The organism is Streptomyces sp. XY431 (genome assembly GCF_001279805.1).
GTDB lineage: Bacteria > Actinomycetota > Actinomycetes > Streptomycetales > Streptomycetaceae > Kitasatospora > Kitasatospora purpeofusca.
On record NZ_LGDO01000001.1, the window covers coordinates 24,711 to 41,033 of the forward strand.

A 16,323-nucleotide genomic window follows, 5' to 3' on the forward strand; every position below is an offset into this window, starting at 1 on the left:
CCCCGAAGGACCTCCCAGCCCCGTGCAGGGCCGCCGGAGGCCCACGGAGGGCGAGAGGGCCCGTAAGACGCTGAAGGCCCCCGGGACGTCCCCCGGGGGCCTTCACGCGGGCCTCAGCGCTGCCGCAGCTCCGCGGGCGGAGTACGCGCGGCGTCCATGTCGTCCACCCGCACCAGGCTCCCCCAGACCGCCATCCGGTAGCGCGAGGTGTAGACCGGGGTGCAGGTGGTCAGCGTGATGTACCGGCCGGGGCCGGTGTACCCGGAGCCCTTCGGCACCGGGGCGACGATGCCGGTGTCGTACTTGGACGTCTCCGGCAGGGTGCTGTCGACCCGGTAGACGTACCACTTGTCACGGGTCTCGACCACGATCGCGTCGCCCTTGCCGACGGCGTCGAGCTCGTGGAACTTCGCCCCGTGCCCGTCCCGGTGCGCGGCCAGCGCGAAGTTGCCGGACTCGTCCCAGGGCATCGCCGAGCGGTACGGCTGCTCGTACACCCCGGCCACGCCCTCGGCCAGGGTCGCCGTGTCGGTGCCCATCCGGATCATCACCTGGTTGTCCCGGCCCATCGCCGGGACGTGCAGGAAGCCGATCCCGTCACCCGCCGCGTAGGACGGCGCGGCGGCACCGGTGGCACCGGTGGCACCGGTGGCGGCGGACGGCCCGGCCGACGGGGTGCCGGACGGGGGAGCGGCCGGGGCCCCGGCCGCCCAGGACTCGCGCAGCTGGTCCGAGGCCGCCGAGGCGGAACGGTCCGCCAGCACGTCGGTCCACCACAGCGAGTAGGTGACGAACAGGCCGAGCACCAGCCCCAGGGTGATCAGCAGCTCGCCGACGACACCCAGGACGGCCAGCGCCCAGCCGCCCCGCCCGCGGCGTCGCCGGGCTCCGCCGCCGGGCTCCGGCTCGGACGACGGAGCGGCCTCCTCGGCCACCGGCTCGGTCCCCTGGGTCACGTCTCTCCCTCTGTCGTCGCCCGCTCGCGGTCAGCCCCCCGTGAGGGCGGCCGGCTTGCCCTGGCTGCGCGGCCTTTCCTCGGTCATCTTGCCAAACACGATCAGGCGCGCCTTGGAGCTGAACTCCGGGGTGCACGTGGTCAGCGTGATGTACCGGCCGGGACCGGTGTAGCCGGCGCCGTTCGGCACCGGCTTGATCACACTCACATTGGACGGCGGCGTCTCCGGGATGCCCCCGGTGACCTCGTAGGTGTAGTACGCGGTCGCGGTCTCCACCACGATCTTGTCGCCCTTGCCGAGCTGGTTGATCCGGCGGAACGGCTCGCCGTGCGTGTTGCGGTGCGCGGCCAGCGCGAAGTTGCCCGCCTTGTCGGCCGGCATGCCGGTGCCGGAGTAGTGCCCCACCAGCCCCTTGTCGAGCACGGGGGCCTTGGCGGTGCCCTCGGCGATCGGGAACTTCTGGCCGAGCTTCGGCAGGTGGATGATGGCGAAGCCCTTGCCGGGCTCGAAGGTCTCCGGTTTGGCCGGGTCCGGTGCCGGCTGTCCCGGCGCCGGGGCGCCCTGGGCCGGGCCCGCGTCGAACTGCTCCTCGAGCCGGTTGCGGGCACCGTCGGCGGCCGCGTCGGCCTGCACATTGGTCCACCAGAGCTGGTACGAGACGAAGAGCAGCATCACCAGGCCGAGGGTGATGCACAGCTCCCCGAGGAACCGGGCGAAGACCACCGCCGCCGGCTCCTTGGCCCGGGGACCGGCCGCGGCCCGGCCGCCCGCCCGGCGCCGGCCGCGCCCCTGCGCGGCACGGCGGCGCTCCGCCCGGCCGCCCGGGGCGGGCGGCTGCCGCTCACCGGCCACGGCGGCCATGGTGACCGTCTCGGCGGCGGCGAGCACCGTCCCGGTCTCGTCCGGCGCGGACGGCGCCGACAGCACCGCCTCGGCCGGCACCGGCGCGACGGGCGGCGCGGCCGGCTCGTAGACGCCCCAGCCGTCCTCGGCCCCGGGCTGCGCCGGCCAGGCCCGGTCCGCGCCGGAACTCCCGTCCCGGCCCCGGCCGGGGTGGACCGGCTCGGCCTGGTACGGGTCGTAGGACTGGTACTGGCCCTGCTGGTCCGGCCGGGGCTGCTGGGGCTGCTGGGGCTGCTGACCGTACTGGCCCGGGTGGGACTGCTGCCCGTACTGGCCGTACTGGTCCTGCTGCGGGTACGGCCCCGCGCCGCCCTGCGGGTACGGCCCCGCGCCGCCCTGCGGGTACTGCTGCGGGGCCTGCTGGTACGGGCCGCCCTGGAGGTGCTGCTGCCCGTACGGGTCGTGCTGCTGCCCGAACGGCCCCCCGGCGCGGTACGCGTCACCGCCCTCCGGGTCCGCCCCCGGCTGGTATCGCCCCTCCGGACGCACCGCGGTCACGCCGCTCAGCCCCGGCCGATCACCGGGGCGAGCCCGGCCGACCGGTCGACGGCCAGCGGGTAACCGCACTGGGCCAGCCAGTTGGCGAGCATCCGGTGACCGCCCTCGGTGAGCACCGACTCCGGGTGGAACTGCACGCCCTCCACCGCGAGGTCCCGGTGGCGCAGCCCCATGATGACGCCGCTGCCGGTGCGCGCGGTGACCACCAGCTCGTCCGGCACGGTGGCCGGCTCGACCGCCAGCGAGTGGTACCGGGTCGCGGTGAGCGGTGAGGGCAGGCCCGCGAACACGCCGCCGTCCTCGTGCTCGACCGGCGAGGTCTTGCCGTGCAGCAGCTCCGGCGCCCGGCCGACCACCGCGCCGTAGGCCACCGCGATCGACTGCAGCCCCAGGCAGACGCCGAACACCGGCAGGCCGGCCCGCGCGCAGTGGTGCACCATCTCGATGCAGACGCCGGCCTCCTCCGGGGCGCCCGGGCCGGGGGAGAGCAGCACCCCGTCGAAGCCCCGGTCGCCGTAGCGGCGCACCGCGTGCTCGACGGTCACCTCGTCGTTGCGGACCACCTCGCAGGTGGCGCCGAGCTGGTAGAGGTACTGGACCAGGTTGAAGACGAAGCTGTCGTAGTTGTCGACGACCAGGATGCGGGGCTGGGTCGGCCGGGAGGTCATGGGCGCGCGTTCTCCGAGGGGTGCGGGGACCGGGACGGGACGGGGCGGGTCGTCGGGTCAGCCGACGGCGCCGTCGCCGTTCCCGTCCACTGTGACGTCACCGAAGGGGAGCAGCGGTTCCGCCCACGGGAAGACGTAGGTGAAGAGGAGGTAGACCAGTCCCAGCACGAGGAGCACCGAGATCGCGGCCTTGACCAGGATGTTCCCCGGCAGATGACGCCAGATCCAGCCGTACATGGTGCTCCCTCGACGTATTGGACTGGGGTCAAGAGTAGACCCGGCCCCGGGAGCGGTCCGGCGCACCGGCCCGCTACTGGCCGGTGGCCGAGCGGAGGTCCGCCGTGCCCGAGTAGCCGGGCAGGGCGAGGTCGCCGCTCTCCTGCAGCTTCCAGCCCAGGCCGTAGGCCTGCACGTACTTCTGGTAGGTGCGGATCGAGGGGTCCGTGTCGACGGCGGCGCGCAGCGCGTCGGTCCGCCCGACCGCCTTGACCACGTAGGGCGGGGAGTAGACCCGGCCCTGGAGCAGCAGGGTGTTGCCGACGCAGCGGACCGCGCTGGTGGAGATCAGCCGCTGGTCCATCACCTGGACGCCCTCGGCTCCGCCGCGCCAGAGCGCGTTGACCACGGCCTGGATGTCCTGCTGGTGGATGACCAGGTCGTTGACGTCCGGCTCGCGCACCCCGGGGACGCGCGAGGTCGCGTTCGGCGGGGCGTCGTTGAGGGTGACGGTGAGGCCGGGGCCCTGGAGCGGCTCCAGGGCGGCGGCCTGTTCCAGGGCGGTCAGCCGGGCGGCGTCGGCCGGACTGTTGCCCTGCTGCTCGGTGAGCCGCTGGGACCGGTCCTGGAGGTCGGCGAGCTGGGCCTGGGACTGCTGGTTCTGGGCGCTGCGCTGCCGTATCACGTCGGAGAGGCTGAGCAGCGAGTTGTCGGTGCGCAGATCGGTACCGCGGGCGGTCTGCGCGCTGATGTAGAAGAGCAGTCCGGCGAGCGCGAAGACGGCGCAGGTCAGGGCACGTCCGACAATTCGGGTGCCGGAGGCGCGGGTACGGACGGGCCGAGGGGGAATCGACAAATTAGGCACCGTACCCTTATCTCCTTCGGACCCGCCGAGCCACTACGCTAACGGACGCCGCCACACCACCGTGAACCCCTGCGCGGTCACAGCGCATCGACAGGAGAGCTCCTCGTGCCGAAGTCCCGACTCCGCAAGAAGTCCGACTACACGCCGCCGACCACGGCGACGGTGAAGATCAGTTCGGGCCGCGGCTGGGTTGCCCCCTTGATGTTGGCGATGTTCCTGATCGGTCTGGTCTGGATCGTCACCTATTACGTGACGAGTGGCAGCTGGCCCGTCGAGAGCTGGCGGAACTGGAACATCCTGGTGGGCTTCGGCTTCATCGCGGCGGGCTTCGGCGTCTCCACCCAGTGGAAATGACGTTCGGGCCCCGGCCCTGAGTTCCTCCACCGCCGCCCCGGTACGGTTCGTCCCCGGGGCGGCTTCGTGGTGCGCCCGCATGGCTGTGCGGAGCTCCGGGGTTCGCGGTTATCCGCTTATCTCGTTTATCCACATGGTTATCCACAGTGGGGAAAAGTCCTGCGGGCCTGTGGATAACTTGCGCCAGGGGCGCTTTCCGCACCGCCGCGCGCCCTCCTCCGAATACTGGATACGCACAGCGGGACACGCGTAGAACGGTCGTCCGTACCCACCGGCCGGCACCGCCTGTGCACAACCCCGTACCCGCTGTGGACAACCGTGCGGTCGTCGTACCCGCACGCGTACCGTCCGGCGGCGTCGGATCACCCGCCGTAGGCGGCCGTCCCGACCAGGAGCATCAGCAGCACCAGGCCCGCCACCCCCGCCAGCGTCAGCCCCTGCACCGCCGCCCGGTGGGCCCGCGGGGCGTACATCAGGCCGGCCGCGGTCAGCATCCCGGCGACCAGCCCGCCGAGGTGGGCCCGCCAGTCGATGCCCTGCACCGAGAAGGTGACGATCAGGTTGAACACCAGCAGTGCGACGATCGGCCCGAGCGGCGCCCGGACCCGGCGGTACAGCACCACGGTCGCGCCCAGCAGGCCGAAGACCGCGCCGGAGGCGCCCAGCGACCGCATCGAGTCGCCGGCCACCAGGAACGCGAAGGCGCTGCCGGCCAGCCCGGAGAGCAGGTAGAGCGCGAGGAAGCGGATCCGCCCCAGCGCGGCCTCCAGCTGCGGGCCGAGCACCCAGAGCACCAGCATGTTGGTGGCGATGTGCCAGGGCGCGGTGTGCAGGAAGACGGCGGTCAGCAGCCGGTACCACTGGCCCGGGCCCTCGGCGACGCCGTTGGTGAAGGGGTACGACGGGTCGGGGGCGAAGCTGCGCAGTTCGAGGTCGTAGCCCAGCCACGGCGTGAGCACGTAGGCGGCCAGGACGAACACCACCAGGTTGATGCCGATCAGCGCCTTGGTGACCAGGGGGTCGCCGCCGGCCGTGCGCCCGCCGAACCGGGTGGTCGCCCGCCGGACCTGTCGGCCGCCCTCCTGGACGCACTCGGGGCAGTGGAAGCCCACCGAGGCGTTCACCATGCACTGCGGGCAGATCGGCCGGCCGCAGCGCGAACAGCCGATGCCGGTCTCCTGCTCGGGGTGCCGGTAGCAACGGGCCGGCCCGGGCCCGCCCTCGGGCCCCGGAGTCCGGTCGATCGGCGGCCTGGGCTCGTCCGGGAGCATCGGCAATCCCCTTCTGCCACGACTTGCTGCGACTTGCTGCGACGACGCGTGCGCGCTCCCGACGGGGACCCGCCGGAACCGCCAGCCTACTGCGGCCATACCCGCGCCCGACCGGCCCACGCGCCCCCGACCGCGCCGTCGCGCCGCACGGCGGCCCACCCCGGCGCCCCGCAGCGTTGCCCCGCGTACGGCCCACTCCGGCATGCCGTCGGACAAATACGGATGCATGATCAGCATTCAGGTGGATATGTGCATATAGGACGCCACCAGGAGGAGAGACTCTCGTGACCCGTTTGGACTCGGCCCGTGAGACGGCCGGCAACTTCGCGGACAACGCCCGGCAGCAGGCCTCCCAGGCCGCCCACACCGCGCGCGTCCAGTACGACCGGCACATCGCCCCCCAGGTCGGTCACGCCTTCGCCAGCCTGCCACCGGAGGCACAGCAGAGCGCCCTCAAGGCGCTGCACCGCGCCCAGGAGAAGGCGCTGGCCGCCCGCCTGTCCGCCGCCCGGGCCGCCGACCAGGCCCGCTCCACCGTCGCCCCCAAGGTCGTGCAAGCCGTCGAGGAGGCCCGCGCCGCCGTCGTCCCGGTGGCGCAGGAGGCCCAGATGCGCGGCGCCGCCGCCCTGACCGCGATGCGCGGCAATGTCACCTCGGCCGAGATCGGCGATCTCGCGGCCCGCAACGCCCGCCGGTCCTGCCGGGGCGGCTGGGCCACCGGCCTGGCCGTGGCCGGCCTGGTCGCGATCGCCAGCGGACTGGTCGCCTGGCAGTGGTGGCGGCACCGCAGCAACCCGGAGTGGCTGGTCGAGCCGCCGTCCGCCGCCTCCGCCGGTCCGGTCGGCGCGCACGCCTCGGGCACCGGCGGCAGCACTGTGAACGGCTCGGCCGACACCCCGGACGGGGCCGCCGCGGTGGAGGACCGGCCCGGGTCGAACCCGGCGCAGGACCATGCCGGTCCCGCCGCGGCCCACGACGAGGACGACCGTCCCAAGCCGCACGATCCGCGCAAACCGCACTGAAAAAGACCGGCGGCCGCCGACCTGGGTTCAGGTCGGCGGCCGCCGGGCCGTCCACACGCGGTGGACACACACTGTGGAGCTTAGGAGACTCGAACTCCTGACATCTGCCTTGCAAAGGCAGCGCTCTACCAACTGAGCTAAAGCCCCGGGGCGGCACCATGCGCACCACCGGGCACTAGCGTACCCGGTTCCGGCGCGAATCCGGTGCCCTGTCCCGGCTCTCCTGCCGTGCGGGGCCGGGAACGTCCGGCCGACCCGGTCACCCGACCGGGCCGACCGGCCCTGGAGGCACCGTCCGGCGCCTCCGAAGACTGTCGATCGTCAGATCGTCCGGGGCCTCAGCGACCGGCCGGGACCGGGTCGGTGGCCTCGGTCCACAGGTCCTGCTCGGCGCGGTCCGCCTGGACCTGACGGTAGACAAAGAAGCCGCCGAGGGCGACCAGGGCGACCAGGAGAAGCTTCTTCACCGCGGGACCTCGTCCTTCTTGCGTTGACGGACTCAGCAGCCGTGCGCCGATCGTTCCGATCGGGCCGACGAGTCCATGGTTTGTTACGAGCACGAACGGGCTGTCGGCTGGCCGGACTGCCCTTGCGGCCGATGATACACACCGGTGTCCCAATCGTGACCAGCCACCGCTGCCTCCAACCGACCCGTCCGGTCGGAGGATTGACGCCACACCTCCTGTCGTACGTTCCGCCCGGCGCAGACCCTCCGCAGGGCCGTCACCGTTCCTGCCCGACCGACCGCGGCACCGGGCCGGAAGCCCGGTCGGGAGCCGGGGCGGACGCCGGAGCGGGAGCCGGGGCGGACGCCGTCGGAGGCACCACCACCGCCACTCCGCCCGCGAGGTCCACCCTGGTGCGGGGCGGCGCGCCCTCGCCCTCCTCGTCGCGCAGCATCAGACTGCTCTGCCGCTCGTCGAGCTGGTGCTGCTTGCCGGCCGCGAACTGCGCGTGCAGCTGCTCGAAGCCGGTCGCGGATATCTGTCCCTCCCGGCCGGTCCCCCGCCAGGGCACCAGCCGCGACCGGCGTGCCCGCAGGGCCAGCTGGTCGACGAAGGCCAGCGCCACCAGCACGCAGACCAGCCCCGGAATGGTCATCGCGAAGACCATCGCCATGTGCGCCACCGCCTCGTCCGTCGGAAGCCGCCGGGGAGTCCCGGCCCCGCCTGGTACAACCCCCGGGCAGGGCCCGTGGTTCCGGCTCCCGGCCGGGAAAACGCCGAAGGGCCCGGAGCGGTGCTCCGGGCCCTTCGCGGTGGTGGGGCTAACAGGACTTGAACCTGTGGCCTCTTCCTTATCAGGGAAGCGCTCTAACCGTCTGAGCTATAGCCCCTTGCCGCACTGAAAGATTAGCGGACCGATCGCCGATCCCCCAAATCCGATACGCCCGGCCCTCCGCCGGGACCCTCCGGGAGGGGCAGGTCGGAGGCGGTGCCCGGGGCGGCCAGCCATTCGGCGCGGGTGGCGGGCAGCCGGGCCGCGCCGTCCGCGCTGGTGCGGACCGCGAGGATCTGGTTGACCCCGATCCGGTTCTCCTCGAAGGCCAGCGCGGAGGCCGCCATGTAGAGCCGCCAGACCCGGGCCCGGCCGCGGCCGACCAGCCGGACCGCCTCCGTCCAGTGCGCCTCCAGATTGGCCACCCACTCACGCAGGGTCAGCCCGTAGTGCTCGCGGAGCGACTCGACGTCGCGCACCTCGAAGCCCGCCGCCTCCAGCCGGGACACGGTGGAACCGACCGGCGACAGCTCGCCGTCCGGGAAGACGTAGCGGTCGATGAACGGGCTGGGGCGGTACGGCTCGCCGGGGCGGTCCGGCCGACGGGCGATCTGGTGGTTGAGCAGCCGGCCGCCGGGCGCCAGCAGCCGGTACAGGTGCTCCGCGTACACCTGGTACTGGGCCTCTCCGACGTGCTCGGCCATGCCGACGCTGGAGATCGCGTCGAACGGGCCGTCCGGGATCTCCCGGTAGTCCTGGAGCCGGATCTCCACCCGGTCCGCGAGGCCCGCCTCCTCGACCCGCCGGCGGGCCAGCGCCACCTGCTCCGCGGAGATCGAGACCCCGACCGCCGTCACCCCGTAGTGCCGGGCCGCGTGCAGCACCAGCGAGCCCCAGCCGGAGCCGACGTCCAGCAGCCGCATCCCGGGCCGCAGGCCGAGCTTGCGGCAGATGAGGTCCAGCTTGGCCTCCTGGGCCGCCTCCAGACTCCTGGCGGCCGGCTCCCAGTACGCGCAGGAGTAGACCATCGAAGGACCCAGCACCAGGGCGTAGAAGTCGTTGCCGACGTCGTAGTGGTGGTGGATCGCGGCGCGGTCCCGGCTGCGGCTGTGCGCCCGGCCGCGGCTGTCCGGCGCCTCCTCGGCCGGCGGGGCCGGCTGGGGGCCGATCGCACCCGCTCGCAGCAGGGCGCCCACGGCGCGGCGGCCCCTGGCCCCCAGTACGTCACCGGGGCCGAGCCGCAGCCGGCGCACCTCCGGGAGTTCGGCGACGTGCGCGACCGCGCGCAGCACCTCGTACAGGTCGCTGCCCGGGGCGACGTCGAGGTCGCCCGCGACATAGGCCCGGGCCAGGCCCAGCTCGTTCGGCCGCCAGAGCAGCCGGCGCAGCGCCCGGCGGTTGCGCAGCACCAGGGTGGGCGCCCCGGGCGGGCCGGCGGCGCTGCCGTCCCAGGTCTGCAGTCGCAGCGGCACCGGGACTCCCAGCAGCCCGTCCAGGGCCTCGACCAGTCGCCTTGCGAGCTCCGCCACCGCGCGCCTCCGTCCTACCGTGCCTGTGCGGCCGTACCGGTCCCGACCGGTGGGTCCGGGTGGGACCGGGAGGCCTGCGGCGGCCGGGAGAAGCGGAACGGGCTGACCAAGCTAAGCCCACCACCCACCCGGCCCGTCCGGGAGGCGCGCCGCGCGCCGCGGCTGTCACCCGAATGCCGACGGGCCCCACCGGCTGCAACAGCCGGTGGGGCCCGCTGATTCCGCCCCTGGGCGGAAACGCCCCGTGCGGGGCGGGAACTGAGCCCGGGTCATGCCCGGACGGTCAGTCCTCCTCGGCCAGGGTGAGCTCGATGCCGCCGGTGAAGCCGGCCGCCGCGTTGTAGATGAACGCCGAGAGCGTGGACAGCGCGGTCAGCAGCACCACGTCGACCACGGCGATCAGCGAGGTGAAGGTCATCACCTTGCCGAAGCCCACGTAGTCCATGAGGTTCAGGCCGCCGCCGTTGGTGTCCGAACCGGTGACGTCCTTCAGCGTCTTGGCCAGCGAGTCGAAGACGCCGAGCGAGTCCAGCGTCATCCACAGCACCGCGGCCGCCACGATGATGATGATCCCGACCGCCAGCGACAGCAGGAAGCTGACCTTCATGACCGACCACGGGTCGGCCTTGGTCACCCGCAGCCGGGCCTTCCTGGTCCGTCCCAGGCCGCCCGCGGCCACCGGCGGGGCGGCCGGGCGGCGGGTGCCGCCGGCGGGCGTCCCGCCGGGCGGGGTCGGGCCGCCGCCGACCCGGGTGCCCCGGGGCGGGGTCGGCTGCCCCTTGGCGTAGGTGGTCGGCTGCGAGAACCCGCTCCCGCCACCCGCCGGTGCACCCGGCGGCGGGGCCGGCTGGCCGCCGTACCCCGCGCTGCCCTGGCCCGCACCGCCGACCGGGGGCATCAGCGAGGTGGACGCGGCCGGGTGCTCGGCCGGCGGCTGCGGCACGCCGTACGCCCCGCCGCCCTGTGCTGCGCCCGGACGGCCGCCGGTGGCTCCTCCCGCAGCACCCGTGGCTCCACTCACTGGTCCTCCCGCACTTCCCACCAGGACGGCCGCACCGCCCTGCTTCGTCACTCGTCATCCAGCGCCCGGCGGGATTGCCCGGTACTGGTCGTCGGCCGGTACCGGCACGTCGCGCACGAATGTACGGATGTGACGGTACCGGCCGACGCGGTACGAGGTCAGGCCTGGGCGCTCTGCTCGCCCGGCGCCGTTCCCGTACCTTCGGCCTCCTCGGTGGACCCGGTGGACTCGATGGCCACCTCGTCCTCGACCGACTCCTCGTCCTCGGCCTCCGCGTTGCGGGCCATGCCCACGACCGCATCGCGCTTACCCAGGTTGATCAGTTGGACGCCCATGGTGTCACGTCCGGTTTCACGAACCTCGGAAACCCTCGTGCGGATCACCCCGCCGGACAGGGTGATCGCCATGATCTCGTCGCTCTCGTCCACGACGAGGGCGCCGACCAGCGAGCCCCGGCCCTCGACGATCTTCGCCGCCTTGGTGCCGTAGCCGCCGCGTCCCTGGACACGGTACTCGTCCACCCCGGTGCGCTTGGCGTAGCCGCCGTCGGTCGCGGTGAAGACGTAGGTGTCCGGGCGGACCACGTTCATCGAGAGCAGTTCGTCGTCCTCGCGGAAGGACATGCCCTTGACGCCCGAGGTGGCGCGCCCGGTCGGGCGCAGCGCGTCGTCGGTTGCGGTGAAGCGGATCGACTGCGCCTTCTTGGACACCAGCAGCAGGTCGTCCGCGGCGGAGACCAGCTCGGCGCCGATCAGCTCGTCGTCCCGGCCCTCGTCGTCCTGGCGCAGGTTGATCGCGATCAGACCGCCGGAGCGCGGGGAGTCGTAGTCCTTGAGCGGGGACTTCTTCACCAGGCCGGCCCGGGTGGCGAGGACGAGGTAGGGCTTGTCCTCGTAGGTGCGGACGGCCATCACCTGGGCGATGTGCTCGTCCGGCTGGAAGGCCAGCAGGTTGGCCACGTGCTGGCCGCGGGCGTCGCGCCCGGCGTCCGGCAGCTCGTAGCCCTTGGCGCGGTAGACCCGGCCCTTGTTGGTGAAGAACAGGATCCAGTTGTGGGTCGTCGTCACGAAGAAGTGGTCGACGATGTCGTCCTGCTTGAGCTGGGCGCCGCGCACGCCCTTGCCGCCGCGCTTCTGCGAGCGGTAGAGGTCGGAGCGGGTGCGCTTGACGTAGCCGCCGCGGGTGATCGTGACGACGATGTCCTCCTCGGCGATGAGGTCCTCGATCGAGAGGTCGCCGTCGGAGGGGATCAGGGTCGAGCGCCGCTCGTCGCCGTACTTCTCGACGATCGCGGTGAGTTCCTCGGAGATGATCTCGCGCTGGCGGACCGGCGAGGCGAGGATCGCGTTGTACTCGTCGATCTTGCGCTGCAGCTCGTCGTGCTCGTCCATGATCCGCTGCCGCTCCAGGGCGGCCAGCCGGCGCAGCTGCATCTCCAGGATCGCGTTGGCCTGGAGCTCGTCGATCGAGAGCAGCTGCATCAGGCCGCTGCGGGCGGCGTCGGCGCTGGCCGAGGCCCGGATCAGCGCGATGACCTCGTCGATCAGGTCGAGGGCCTTGAGCAGGGCGCGCAGGATGTGGGCGCGCTCCTCGGCCTTGCGCAGCCGGAAGGTGGTGCGCCGGACGATGACCTCGACCTGGTGGTTGACCCAGTGCCGGATGAAGGCGTCGAGCGACAGGGTGCGCGGCACGCCGTCGACCAGGGCCAGCATGTTGGCGCCGAAGTTGGTCTGCAGCTCGGTGTGCTTGTAGAGGTTGTTCAGCACGACCTTGGCGACGGCGTCGCGCTTGAGCACGACCACCAGGCGGGTACCGGTGCGGGACGAGGACTCGTCGCGGACGTCCGCGATGCCGGCGACCCGGCCGTCCTTGACCAGGTCGGCGATCTTCAGCGCGAGGTTGTCCGGGTTGACCTGGTAGGGCAGCTCGGTGATCACCAGGCACTGGCGGCCCTGGATCTCCTCGACCTCGACCACGGCCCGCATGGTGACCGAGCCGCGGCCGGTGCGGAAGTAGTCGTTGATGCCGCGGTGGCCGACGATCAGCGCGCCGGTGGGGAAGTCGGGGCCCTTGATCCGCTCGATCAGGGCCTCCAGCAGCTCCTCGTTGGAGGCGTCCGGGTGCTCCAGCGCCCAGAGCGCGCCGGAGGCGACCTCGCGGAGGTTGTGCGGCGGGATGTTGGTGGCCATGCCGACCGCGATGCCGGTGGCGCCGTTGACCAGCAGGTTGGGGATGCGCGCGGGCAGGACGGTCGGCTCCTGCGAGCGGCCGTCGTAGTTGGCGGCGAAATCGACGGTCTCCTCGTCGATGTCGCGCATCATCTCCATGGCCAGCGGCGCCATCTTGCACTCGGTGTAGCGCATGGCGGCGGCCGGGTCGTTGCCCGGCGAGCCGAAGTTGCCGTTGCCGTCGACCAGCGGCATCCGCAGCGACCACGGCTGGGCCAGCCGGACCACGGTGTCGTAGATCGAGGTGTCACCGTGCGGGTGGTAGTTGCCCATCACGTCGCCGACGACGCGGGCGCACTTGTAGTAGCCCTTCTCGGGGCGGTAGCCCCCGTCGTACATCGCGTACAGCACCCGGCGGTGGACCGGCTTCAGGCCGTCGCGCACCTCGGGCAGCGCCCGGCTGACGATGACGCTCATGGCGTAGTCGAGGTACGAGCGCTGCATCTCGGTCTCGAGCTCGACCGGCTCGATGCGCATGGTCGCCGTGGCGGCGGCCTCGGGGGTCTCGGGCTGCTCGCCGTCGGGACGGTTGTCGTCGACCACTGGTGGTCAGTTTCCTTTCACGCGGACTGGTACGTGCGGGGCCTGCTGCGGGCAGGCGTCACACGTCCAGGAAGCGGACGTCCTTGGCGTTGCGCTGGATGAAGGAGCGGCGGGCCTCGACGTCCTCGCCCATCAGGACCGAGAACAGCTCGTCGGCACGGGCGGCGTCCTCCAGGGTGACCTGGAGCAGCAGCCGGTGCTCGGCGTCCATGGTGGTGACCCGGAGCTCCTCGGCGTTCATCTCGCCGAGACCCTTGAACCGCTGGATCGCGTCGTCCTTGGGCAGCCGGCGGCCGGCCTCGACGCCGGCCGCGATCACGGCGTCGCGCTCGCGGTCGGAGTAGGCGTACTCGAAGTCGTCCTTGCCCCACTTGATCTTGTACAGCGGCGGCATCGCGAGGTACACGTAGCCCGACTCGACCAGCGGCCGCATGAAGCGGAACAGCAGGGTCAGCAGCAGGGTGCGGATGTGCTGCCCGTCGACGTCGGCGTCGGCCATCAGCACGATCTTGTGGTACCGCAGCTTGGACTCGTCGTAGTCCTCCTGGATGCCGCAGCCGAAGGCCGAGATCAGCGCCTGGACCTCGGTGTTCTGCAGCACCTTGTCGATCCGGGCCTTCTCGACGTTCAGGATCTTGCCGCGGATCGGGAGGATGGCCTGGGTGCGCGGGTCGCGGCCCTGCTTGGCCGAGCCGCCGGCGGAGTCACCCTCGACGATGAAGATCTCGCACTCGGACGGGTCCTTGGACTGGCAGTCGCTGAGCTTGCCCGGCAGCGAGGCGGACTCCAGCAGGCCCTTGCGGCGGGTGAGGTCGCGGGCCTTGCGGGCGGCGACGCGCGCGGTGGCGGCCTGGATGGACTTGCGGATGATGTCCGCGGCCTCGTTGGGGTTGCGGTCCAGCCAGTCGTTCAGCTGCTCGTGCACGACCCGCTGGACGAAGGTCTTCGCCTCGGTGTTGCCGAGCTTGTCCTTGGTCTGGCCCTCGAACTGCGGCTCGCCGAGCTTGACCGAGATGATCGCGGTCAGGCCCTCGCGGATGTCCTCGCCGGAGAGGTTGTCGTCCTTCTCCCGGAGCAGCTTCTTGTCGCGGGCGTAGCGGTTGACCAGACCGGTCAGCGCGGCGCGGAAGCCCTCCTCGTGGGTACCGCCGCCGTGGGTGTGGATCGTGTTGGCGAAGGAGTAGACCCCCTCGGTGTACGAGGAGTTCCACTGCATGGCGATCTCGACCGAGATCGCCTTGTCCTTGTCCTCCGCCTCGAAGTCGATCACCGAGGGGTGGATCACGTCGCCCTTGCGGGAGTTGAGGTGGGCGACGAAGTCGGCGATGCCGCCGTCGTACTTGTAGGTGACGGAGAGCGGCTTGCCCTCCTCGTCGACGTGCTCGGGGCGCTCGTCGGTCAGGGCGATGGTCAGGCCCTTGTTGAGGAACGCCATCTCCTGGAAGCGCCGGGAGAGCGTCTCGAAGGAGTAGACCGTGGTCTCGAAGATGTCCGGGTCGGCCCAGAAGGTGACGCTGGTGCCGGTGAGCTCGGTGGCCTCGTGCTGCGACAGCGGGGCGGTCGGCGCGCCGACCTTGTACTCCTGCGTCCAGCGGTGGCCGTCGGTGTGGATCTCCACGGCGAGGCGGGTGGACAGCGCGTTCACCACCGAGACGCCGACGCCGTGCAGACCGCCGGAGACCGCGTAGCCGCCGTTGCCGAACTTGCCGCCCGCGTGCAGGACCGTCAGCACGACCTCGACGGCGGGCTTGCCCTGGCCCGGCATGATGCCGACCGGGATGCCTCGGCCGTTGTCGACCACGCGGACGCCGCCGTCGGCCAGGAGCGATACGTTGATGGTGTCCGCGTGCCCGGCCATCGCCTCGTCGACGGAGTTGTCCACGATCTCCTGCACCAGGTGGTGCAGGCCGCGCTCACCGGTGGAACCGATGTACATGCCGGGGCGCTTGCGGACGGCGTCGAGGCCCTCCAGCACCTGGATGGCGCTGGCGTCGTACGACCTCTCGGCCTGGTCGGTCTGGTCTGGGATCTGGCTGGGGTTGCCGGAATCGGCCACGAAGCGCCCTCTCTGGCACAGCACGGGCCGCATCCCCGCTCCCCTACGGGCGGGCGTGCGACCACGGCGTTTCGACTCGGTTGCCACTAGCAACAGTGTTTGCCCTTCAGTCTACCGGTACGACTGACATCGATGGGCGTTTGGCAGCCTCTGAGGGCAGAAATGCCGCCCTGAATCCCCTCGGGACATGTCCCGATACTCGACCGGGGGGCTCAGAGCGCCTGGAAGGGCCGTCAGGGGTTCCGGAGGATTACGGTCCGCTCCCTCCCGGCACCCTCCGGGGTCACCCCCAGGTGTCACCCGGCCCCTTGCTGCCGGGAGCGCGCAGCCGGCCGTAGCCGCGCACCGGGGCGGCCGGGCCGAGCACCTTGATCGTGCGCACCGTGCCGTGGCCCAGCTCGTGGTTCAGGCGTGCCACCAACTGTCGTGCCAGCCAGCGCAGTTGGGTTGCCCAGGCGGTGGAGTCGCACTGCACGGTGAGCACCGCCGCCTCGTCGTCGTAGGCGGTCGGGGTGCAGTGCGCGGCGATGTCGGGCCCGACGATCTGCGGCCAACGGCCCATCACCCCGCCGACCGCCGCCGAGGACTCCCAGCCGCGTTCGGTCAGCAGCCGGTTGAGCGCCGCCCCCAGCGGCACCGGGTCACGGCCGTCCGAGCGGGCCCCGCTGCGCAGACCGGTGCGCTTCGCCTCACGCTTCTCGCGCACCTGCTCACCGCGCTGGCGGGCCTGCGCCCGGGCCGCCCGCAGCGCCGAACGCGCCAGATCGGCACCGGTCGGCTCGGGGTGCTCCGCCGACTCGCTCACGGCGATCTCCTTATCCCCACCCTGTGGACAACGGTGAGCCGTCCAGCGTACGGGAGCCGGACCGGCCCGGGCGGCGCGGGTGGGTGTCGTACGGAGGTGTCCGGGACCGCCCGGGCAGCCCCCGGCGGGGCGGGGGAGACCCGCCGCGGGCCGGGTACGGCGGACGGCGG

The 16,323-nt window shown here is 72.3% G+C and carries 15 protein-coding genes and 2 tRNA genes; 2 read left to right on the forward strand and 15 right to left on the reverse strand.

Features of this window, described 5'->3' with window-relative positions; genetic code table 11:
• Window positions 1-113 precede the first annotated feature (113 nt).
• The 5 genes from ADK60_RS00105 to ADK60_RS00125 all read right to left on the reverse strand — a co-directional run bounded on the left by ADK60_RS00105 (window position 114) and on the right by ADK60_RS00125 (window position 4,091).
• The gene (locus tag ADK60_RS00105) at window positions 114-956 is read right to left on the reverse strand and encodes a class E sortase (protein ID WP_502687387.1); all 843 of its coding nucleotides are present in this window, start codon (window positions 954-956) and stop codon (window positions 114-116) included.
• Window positions 957-986: 30 nt separating this feature from the next.
• A complete protein-coding gene (locus ADK60_RS46025; protein WP_053642198.1) occupies window positions 987-2,357 on the reverse strand; it encodes a class E sortase in 1,371 nt (456 codons plus the stop codon).
• Between the two features lie 5 nt (window positions 2,358-2,362).
• Window positions 2,363-3,025 carry an aminodeoxychorismate/anthranilate synthase component II gene (locus ADK60_RS00115; protein ID WP_053642200.1) on the reverse strand — a complete coding sequence of 221 codons (663 nt, stop codon included), beginning with the start codon at window positions 3,023-3,025 and terminating at the stop codon, window positions 2,363-2,365.
• 57 nt (window positions 3,026-3,082) lie between these two features.
• Complete coding sequence (locus ADK60_RS00120; RefSeq protein ID WP_030392405.1) at window positions 3,083-3,262, reverse strand: hypothetical protein; 180 nt, start codon at window positions 3,260-3,262, stop codon at window positions 3,083-3,085.
• Between the two features lie 73 nt (window positions 3,263-3,335).
• Window positions 3,336-4,091, reverse strand: a complete 756-nt coding sequence (locus ADK60_RS00125; protein WP_053642315.1) for a DUF881 domain-containing protein — start codon at window positions 4,089-4,091, stop codon at window positions 3,336-3,338.
• A gap of 120 nt (window positions 4,092-4,211) precedes the next feature.
• Between ADK60_RS00125 and crgA the strand changes: the two genes are divergently transcribed.
• A complete protein-coding gene (crgA, locus tag ADK60_RS00130; RefSeq protein ID WP_030305412.1) occupies window positions 4,212-4,460 on the forward strand; it encodes a cell division protein CrgA in 249 nt (82 codons plus the stop codon).
• Window positions 4,461-4,822: 362 nt separating this feature from the next.
• Here the strand turns inward: crgA and ADK60_RS00135 are convergent, their stop codons facing one another.
• Window positions 4,823-5,731, reverse strand: coding sequence for a rhomboid family intramembrane serine protease (locus tag ADK60_RS00135; RefSeq protein ID WP_079007925.1), 909 nt, complete (start codon window positions 5,729-5,731; stop codon window positions 4,823-4,825).
• A gap of 284 nt (window positions 5,732-6,015) precedes the next feature.
• Between ADK60_RS00135 and ADK60_RS00140 the strand changes: the two genes are divergently transcribed.
• Entirely contained in the window at window positions 6,016-6,753 is a 738-nt protein-coding gene (locus ADK60_RS00140) for a DUF5324 family protein (protein WP_159400243.1), read from the forward strand.
• A gap of 74 nt (window positions 6,754-6,827) precedes the next feature.
• On the opposite strand, the gene ADK60_RS00145 is transcribed toward ADK60_RS00140, so the two are convergent.
• The 9 genes from ADK60_RS00145 to ADK60_RS00180 all read right to left on the reverse strand — a co-directional run bounded on the left by ADK60_RS00145 (window position 6,828) and on the right by ADK60_RS00180 (window position 16,153).
• Window positions 6,828-6,900, reverse strand: a tRNA-Ala gene (locus ADK60_RS00145).
• 191 nt (window positions 6,901-7,091) lie between these two features.
• Window positions 7,092-7,220 (reverse strand): DLW-39 family protein, encoded by a 129-nt coding sequence (locus ADK60_RS41330; protein WP_014137031.1) that lies wholly within the window; start codon window positions 7,218-7,220, stop codon window positions 7,092-7,094.
• A gap of 256 nt (window positions 7,221-7,476) precedes the next feature.
• Complete coding sequence (locus ADK60_RS00150) at window positions 7,477-7,854, reverse strand: DUF6191 domain-containing protein (protein ID WP_353651713.1); 378 nt, start codon at window positions 7,852-7,854, stop codon at window positions 7,477-7,479.
• 158 nt (window positions 7,855-8,012) lie between these two features.
• A tRNA-Ile gene (locus ADK60_RS00155) sits at window positions 8,013-8,089 on the reverse strand.
• Between the two features lie 16 nt (window positions 8,090-8,105).
• Window positions 8,106-9,500: an SAM-dependent methyltransferase gene (locus tag ADK60_RS00160; RefSeq protein ID WP_053642206.1), complete on the reverse strand. Its 1,395-nt coding sequence runs from the start codon at window positions 9,498-9,500 to the stop codon at window positions 8,106-8,108.
• A gap of 283 nt (window positions 9,501-9,783) precedes the next feature.
• The gene (locus tag ADK60_RS00165) at window positions 9,784-10,521 is read right to left on the reverse strand and encodes a DUF3566 domain-containing protein (RefSeq protein ID WP_045938908.1); all 738 of its coding nucleotides are present in this window, start codon (window positions 10,519-10,521) and stop codon (window positions 9,784-9,786) included.
• Window positions 10,522-10,679: 158 nt separating this feature from the next.
• Complete coding sequence (gene gyrA, locus ADK60_RS00170) at window positions 10,680-13,226, reverse strand: DNA gyrase subunit A (protein ID WP_053642318.1); 2,547 nt, start codon at window positions 13,224-13,226, stop codon at window positions 10,680-10,682.
• 124 nt (window positions 13,227-13,350) lie between these two features.
• Window positions 13,351-15,372 carry a DNA topoisomerase (ATP-hydrolyzing) subunit B gene (gyrB, locus tag ADK60_RS00175; protein WP_045938922.1) on the reverse strand — a complete coding sequence of 674 codons (2,022 nt, stop codon included), beginning with the start codon at window positions 15,370-15,372 and terminating at the stop codon, window positions 13,351-13,353.
• Between the two features lie 259 nt (window positions 15,373-15,631).
• A complete protein-coding gene (locus ADK60_RS00180; protein ID WP_234325874.1) occupies window positions 15,632-16,153 on the reverse strand; it encodes a DciA family protein in 522 nt (173 codons plus the stop codon).
• Window positions 16,154-16,323 lie beyond the last annotated feature (170 nt).